Consider the following 7,742-nt stretch of genomic DNA (forward strand, 5'->3'; position numbering starts at 1 on the left):
GATAACTACGCCCCGAGGGATTTTCACCCTAGATATGTGGCATGCCCGCCACACACAAAAAAAACATGATGTTATTCACCATGTTTATGTATGCCGCGATACAGACATTCGCCTATGTTTTCTTCTGTCAATAGACCGAAAGCATCTTGCCAAGATAATAGAAAATAAGGATCGCGCAGCAATTTTCTTCCTAATAATACATAATCACAATCTTCCTGTGCTAGAATGGTTTCAATTTCTTCTTCCTTTGTGATTAGGCCAACGCCCATTACCGGCAAAGAAGTCATTTGTTTGATAGCTCGTGCATATGGAATCTGATACAACGGATAGGTCTGTATCGGATGTTTGTTTAATCCTCCGCTGGATACGGAAATTGCGGCAGCACCACAACTTTCTATAGCTTCCACAATATCTTTCATATCGGCTATATGCAAGCCATCTTCTTCATACTCTTCTGCTGATATACGAACGATGACATCTTTTTCAAATGTAGAGCGTACACCGGTGATGATTTCCTTTAACAACAAGGTTCTATCCTCACCATAAAGATCCGTTCGCTGATTGGTAAGCGGTGATAAAAATTGATTGATCAGATAACCATGTGCCGCATGAATTTCCACAAAGTCATAGCCAAGCTCTTTTGCCCATTTACCGGCAAATTCAAAATTAACAACAATGCGATGAATTTCTTCTGCTGTCAACGCATGTACATCTTCATTATCCATGGCGGATACCTTATGGGCTGCACATTTACTTTTCATACCGGCATGATTCAGTTGAATTCCTAATTTCACCCCATAATCATGTACGACTTCAACGATATCCTTTAATGGTTCTCGCTGTCGCGGCGTGAAGATTCCTAAACAAGCGTCACTGATATAGCCTTCTGCTGCGATGGCCGTTGCCTCTTGTACGATAAAGGCAGGGCGTCCTTTCGCTAGTGTTTCATAATGAGCTATATGGTGCAAATTGGCTATGCCATCGCCCTTTGCCATATACGTACACATCGCCGGAATACCTATGCGGTTGTTTAATTCCATACGACCAAGCAATGATGTTTCAAATGGTTTCATATGAAGATCCTTCTTTCTTACTGTTCCAGTTTCTCGCTGTAGTCTTCCCATTTCTTCATGAAATTTTCAATTTCATTATGTACGTCATCAATTTTATCATCTAAATCACGCATTTTTTGATAATCGTGATAATATTCCGGATCAAAACGCAGCTCTCTGAGTGCTTCCAGCTCTTTCTCCTTTTCTGCAATTTTCTTTTCCAGTTTTTTTACTTCGCGATCATAATGAATCCCTCTATCCACTTTTTTTGTTTCTTTTTTCTCAACGGTTTTAACGGCCTGTACATGTTCCTCATCTTTATGCATATATTCCTGATAACGCATCGGATAATATGTTGCCTTCCCATTATCAATGACCAATACCGCAGTTGCCAACTTTGAGATAAAGTAACGATCATGACTCACAAATAGCATTGTGCCTTCATAATCACACAAAGCATCCTCTAAGGCTTCTTTTCCAATTAGATCCAAATGATTGGTTGGCTCATCCATCATCAGAAAATTAGGCTGTGACAGCATTAGCTTTACAAAGGATAGACGAACTTTTTCTCCTCCGGATAGACAGTCTACTGTTTTAAATACGTCTTCTCCACTGAATAAAAAACATCCCAGTGCTGTGCGTACCTCTGTTCGATTCAGTTCACTGAAATCGTTCCACACCTCTTCTAATACCGTATTATTGGTATCGAATTGCGCAAGCTCCTGATCAAAATAACCTACCTCAATCTGGTGTCCGAATAAGAATTCACCGGATAATGGTGAAACCTGTTCCATCAAGGTTTTCAAAAAGGTTGACTTTCCTTTCCCATTTGGGCCGATTATGGCAACTTTTTCCCCTTGCAGAATATCGCAAGTAATCGTACACAACGGCAGGTCGTAACCGATGGTTAAATCCTTGACCTCTAAGACCCGCTTGCCGCCACGTACCCTTGGGGTAAAACGGGCATGAAACCGTTTTTCGTCGACATTGGGATCTTCAATTTTATCCATACGTTCTAAGTATTTGATTTTACTCTGCGCAAAAGCTGCTTTATTTTTCTTATAACGGAATTTCTCAATGAGTTCTTCCATGTGCTGTATTTCTTTTTGTTGGCGCGCATACGCTGATTTTTGTTGTTCCACATCACTTTTCTTGGTATTAACATAGTTTGTATAATTACCCGGATAGCGACGCATCACACCATATTCCAATTCATATACGACATCAACGACATCATCCAGAAACATACGATCGTGACTAACTAAGACAACCGCTTTGGGATAGCGTTTTACATAACCTTCTAGCCATTCAATCGTTTCGATATCCAAATGGTTGGTAGGTTCATCTAACAACAAGATATCCGGTTTGCTTAACAATAGCTTGACAAAGGCCAATCGGGTTTTCTGTCCTCCGGAAAATGTAGCAACTTCACGTTTTAAATCTTCTTCCTGAAACCCAAACTTAGTGAAGACAGTCATCATATCACTATGGTATGTATAACCGCCTAAATCCTCATATTGCTGCTGCAAATTGGCGTATTTATTTAAGATGGTTTCACTATGGTCATATACCATCTGCTCACTGATTTCTTCCAGCTGTTTACCTATGCGTTTTACCTTCGCAAAGGCTGTTTCCAATTCTTCTTTGACACAGGCATGCTCATTTTCAAACGTTGTCTGTGCTAAATAACCGATTGTCAGATTATTTTCCTTATGGATATCCCCTTTATCCAACGGTTCTACTTCGGCAATGGCTTTTAATAAGGTGGTTTTACCACATCCGTTTCTTCCCACAATCGCGATTTTTTCAGTATTGCGGATTTCAAATTGAATATCCTCAAATACCGTATTCGCCCCAAAATATTTACTTCCTTTATGAATTTGATACTTCATCTTGTTTCACCCGCCTTATCTGGTGGTGTTGTCGGCATTGATTCCCTCGGCAAAAGCGCGCGCTGTTTCCTTAATAATCGCATTCTTCTGTTTTTTCCACAGCGCTGCATCTTCTTTATTTGATATATAGACAAAGTCAATTTCTAATCCCTGCATGCCATTGGCATTCACAAAATCAGCATTTTGTTCTTGACTTGTTTCTGAGTATTTCCCTGCCAGTGTTGCTCTTCCACCACTTTCTCTTAAATATAAATTCGTATCATATATCGTTTTACCATCTGCCCCTTCGGCCAATAACCCGGTAACGATACCGGCATCGGAACCAGTATACATCGGTGACAGTGGCATTTTTAAGTTCTTATGTACACCATAGGTCAAATTCCTGGCAAGTGTCTTGCTGGAATAATAACTATGCGCTACTTCAAAGCCGCGAATCGTATCGTTGGCATAATTGCTGAAGCGTAAGAACAAATAATATTTTGCATGCTGCTTATAACCTTTTGCTAAACGGCCATCACTGCCATAGGCTTTCCCTTTTTCATCTTTACTTGCCTTTGTAATGGCAACACGCAATCCATATTTTTCTTCTAATTCCTTTTTCATTAAAACCGCTGCTTTATACATTTCATCATTTTCATTTAACCCATTGACCTTTGAACCTTCATCCGGCAACCACGTTAAATCCGTATTCATCCCAAACGGATCAATCAACACATCAATATCCCCTTTGCGCGGCGTCTGTGAAGTTACTTGTAAGAAAAGATAGTTTTTATCCAGGGTGATCTGATAATCCTTTAACAGCTGCGTATCTGCAATTAAGGAAACTTTATTGACCTTTCCTTTACGCTGTGCCGTATAAAATGCATTTTCCTTTAAAGGCTGTTGAAAAATCACACGCTTTTTTACCAGATTATCAATGATGGAAACCTCATAATATCCTTCCGGTATTTCATCTAATAAGATCTTTTGATCAACTGTATTTTCCATTGTCATTGAAATTGTCTTTCCATCACAAATATTTTTTAATTCTACGGTTTTCCCACTCAACGTATCTTTATTTTCCGGTGAATATTTCTTTTCATACAAATCCAAAGATTCTCCATAATACAAATAATCCGAAACGCTAATCGTTTCTTTACTTGTCTTATGCAATGCTTTGATCGTCTGTTCCTCATTCAATCCACACACCGTGAATTTCTTTACTTCTTGATGATTGGAAGGCAGAAACATGCCAATTAAAAGATACACGATCAACGCAATTAAAACAAGCAGTGGAGCCACTACCTTCCAGCGCACTTTATATCTTCTCTGTCTTGGTACATATGCCATGTCTTCTACCTCCTCACAATTTTTACTATGTTTTACGATATTTTATTTTTACCATAAGCTAGCTTTTAATAAGAAATATCGTCTCCATGCTATGCATTTTCATAAGCATGAAAAAGTCCTTACGTCATCGTTTCTAAAATGCAATATCCTTAATATGCTTTGGCTGCTGATCTTTTTTCGGCGGATAGCTCATATGATTCACGGATACTTCTGCATCCAACAAATCTTTAGGCCGCTTTGGTATCGGCAGCATCGTATCTTCAAATGGAACATACTGAATCGGAAAAACGCTTTCCTTTGGATATACGACCGGATGGAAGAAAGAATTAAAGCACCATGTCAGATCAAAACCGATCATTGGACTGCCTTGATTTTGCTTACCATACTTACGCGCATTTCGCACATAGCGTTTCTTTAATGGCAATGGATTGATATGTAGATTTTCCAATGCGGCAATCAAGAGCATCAAGATTCCATTGCGGCAGCGCCATACAAAATCTTTTACATGATTCTCACTCACATAATCAATGATGAAAACATCGATAAAAATGCCATCACTGTCTTTGCATTTGTTTTTTAATAACGCATTGTATTCTTCACAATACGTATGTTTTAAACGAATCTTCATCGCCGGAATCAACACATTGTATTCCTTATGTGTTTCAAAGCTTTGTACGATGTACTTCTTAGGATCCAGATCCTTAACGGCTTCTAACAGTTTCAGATAATCCTCATACAGCATACCGATATCCGCATCATCATCCCAAGGGATAAAGCCTTTATGACGTACAGCGCCTAAGCAGCTGCCACCTGTCAGCCAGTATTGGACTTTGTGCTTGCGGCATACAATATCTATATCTTTCAGCATCTCTAACAATTTCAGCTGTAAATCACGCACGGTAATCGTCGTTCCATCTTCTCTTGTTTTCAATATGTATTCTTCCATAAAATCACCGTATCTATTATAGAAGATATTTGTTTTTATCACAATCATTTTATGGAAATATCACAATTTCGCAAGAATGTCTTCAGAAACGATTGCGTAAACAATGAAAATTTAAACAAATACACTACTTTTTATCTTTTCCTTATGCAGGTGGCTCTACAACATTTGCTGTCAAAAAAAACACACTGTACTTAAACAGCATGTTTTATAAGCATTTCAAGAAATTGTACGACCCCATCTTCCTTTGCCTCTTTACAATGATAACGAGCAGCATTTTTTATTTGCGTACAGGCATTTGCTACAGCAACACTGTTAGGGAAACAGGAAAACATGGAAAGATCATTTTCGCTGTCGCCAAATACTAAAACTTCCTCTTTTGTGAAACCGTGTTGAGCAACATAGGTTTGTAAAGCTGTCCCTTTCGATACTAGCGGCGAAGTGATTTCCAAATTATCCCATCCGGAAGTTGTTACCTTTACCTCTTGCAAGGTGGATAGTCGTGTTTGTAAACGTTGGCGTTTTTCTTCATCCTTTTCCAAAAGTTCTATTTTTAAAATAGTTTTAGGTAAGTCTGTTTCCGTAATCGTCTTGAAACAAGACATCACCGGTGTGGTATCCGTGAAACTTTGCAAATAGTGTTTTTGAAAGGAAGGCCGATCCTCTTCTTCTAAAGAATAAATATGGGTCTCATCATAACAACCGATTGCGATAGGTTCTTTTTGCAGCATCTGAAGAATCATCTTTGCGCTTTGTTTTTTTATCGCAGTCGCATGAAGAATCTGCCCTTTTGCGTTTACCTGCATTGCGCCGTTTAATAACAACATATCCAAAGCCAGCAAGTGTTGATTTCGCAAACTTAACACATCCGGATAACTGCGCCCACTGCATAGCACGATCGAAACTCCTTGTTGTTGTAGTTTCTGTAAGGTATGTACGCTGCGCAATGATAATGTATTGTCCATGCTTAATGTGCCATCAATATCACAGGCAATCAAACGAAAGGGAAACACTTATAGATCTTCCCCGTTGCTGGCAATGACACTTCGATACCAGTCATAGCTATCTTTCTTGATACGGCGCTTACTGCCATTTCCATAATCATCCTGATCCACGTAAATAAATCCATAGCGCTTGCTCATTTCTGAGGATGAACAACTGATAATATCAATAGGTCCCCATGGATAATAACCAATCACATCTACCCCGTCCATGATAGCTTCCTTCACATTACGAATATGCTCACGTAAATAAGCGATACGGCGTTCATCGTGAATCTTTCCATCACTGCTGATTTCATCATACGTGCCAAAACCATTCTCTGCGATGATGATTGGTTTTTGATAACGATCATAATAGTAATTTAATACGGTTCTTAATCCAAGAGGATCAATGCCCCAGCCCCATTCACTTGCATCAATATAAGGATTTACGATGGCCCCATCATCATTAATATCTTGCGTGTCATTGCATTCTTTTGATGATACACATGTATAATAATAGGATAACGCAAGAAAATCAGCCGGATGCTCTTTTAATACTTGCTCATCCTCTTCACGGATATCTAAATGAATGTCATGCTCTTTAAAATAGCGCAGCATATAGCCCGGATATTCTCCCCTTAGCAATAAATCGGTAAAGAAATATTCTCTTTGATTGCGCTGCATGTTCGCAAAAACATCCTCTGGTTTGCATGTTAATGGTTCACTTAATCCATCATATACCATCATCCCTACCTGAAAGTCTGGATTGATCTGATGGGCAAGCTTAGTGACAAGCGCACTTGCTGTGCATTCATGATGAATGGCCTGGTATTTTGCTTCCATAAGGTTTTCTACTGTATCACTGGGAATACCGAGATGATTAAAAGATTCATGATGTATCAGATTGATCTGATTTACAACAATCCAGTACTTTACCTTATCTTTATACCGACGCATAACGGTTTCACAATAGTTCACAAAGAAAGTGATCGTCTTACGATTATACCAGCCCTGATAGTGTGTTGCCAAATGCAGTGGCATCTCATAGTGCGATAAAGTGATGAGGGGCTCCATGCCGTTTTTTATGATTTCATCCAGCAATGCATCATAAAAGCGTAAACCTTCTTCATTCGGTTGAGAATCATCTCCATTAGGGAAGATACGTGACCAGCTAATAGAAGTGCGAAATGTTTTCAATCCCATCCCTGCTAAAAGCTTTAGATCTTCCTTATAAGTATGATAGAAATCAATCCCATAGCGTTTAGGATAATAGCCTTCTTTATCCTGTAAAGCGAAATCAATATCGTTTCTGCTCGTTTCTTTATTTGATTTCTTTTTCAAATCACCAGCATCTTGCACTTTTAAGATATCCGCAACGCTCCATCCTTTCCCACCTTCTAGAAATGCTCCTTCTGCCTGATTTGCCGCAATGGCGCCTCCCCATAAAAAAGCTTTCGGAAATCCTGTTTTTACTTGTTTCATTTCAATTCTTGTATTATTTAATTAACCAAGAAACAGGTAATTAAATAATATCTTCCTTTCT

The 7,742-nt window shown here is 38.9% G+C and carries 6 protein-coding genes; all 6 read right to left on the reverse strand.

The features are described 5' to 3' along the window. Positions 1-71 precede the first annotated feature (71 nt). Positions 72-1,073 (reverse strand): tRNA-dihydrouridine synthase, encoded by a 1,002-nt coding sequence (locus tag LI241_RS15195; RefSeq protein ID WP_008689829.1) that lies wholly within the window; start codon positions 1,071-1,073, stop codon positions 72-74. A gap of 17 nt (positions 1,074-1,090) precedes the next feature. Beyond that, positions 1,091-2,944: an ABC-F family ATP-binding cassette domain-containing protein gene (locus LI241_RS15200; protein WP_008689830.1), complete on the reverse strand. Its 1,854-nt coding sequence runs from the start codon at positions 2,942-2,944 to the stop codon at positions 1,091-1,093. Between the two features lie 15 nt (positions 2,945-2,959). Beyond that, positions 2,960-4,273 (reverse strand): N-acetylmuramoyl-L-alanine amidase, encoded by a 1,314-nt coding sequence (locus LI241_RS15205; protein WP_008689831.1) that lies wholly within the window; start codon positions 4,271-4,273, stop codon positions 2,960-2,962. 133 nt (positions 4,274-4,406) lie between these two features. Then, positions 4,407-5,219, reverse strand: a complete 813-nt coding sequence (locus LI241_RS15210) for a phosphorylcholine transferase LicD (protein ID WP_008689832.1) — start codon at positions 5,217-5,219, stop codon at positions 4,407-4,409. 191 nt (positions 5,220-5,410) lie between these two features. Further along, on the reverse strand, positions 5,411-6,229 hold the full coding sequence (locus LI241_RS15215; protein ID WP_008689833.1) for a Cof-type HAD-IIB family hydrolase: 819 nt from the start codon (positions 6,227-6,229) through the stop codon (positions 5,411-5,413). Further along, positions 6,230-7,681: a glycoside hydrolase family 1 protein gene (locus LI241_RS15220; protein WP_008689834.1), complete on the reverse strand. Its 1,452-nt coding sequence runs from the start codon at positions 7,679-7,681 to the stop codon at positions 6,230-6,232. Positions 7,682-7,742 lie beyond the last annotated feature (61 nt).

This window comes from Longicatena sp. 210702-DFI.1.196, from assembly GCF_020563125.1.
In the GTDB taxonomy this organism is placed as follows: Bacteria; Bacillota_I; Bacilli_A; order Erysipelotrichales; family Erysipelotrichaceae; genus Longicatena; species Longicatena caecimuris.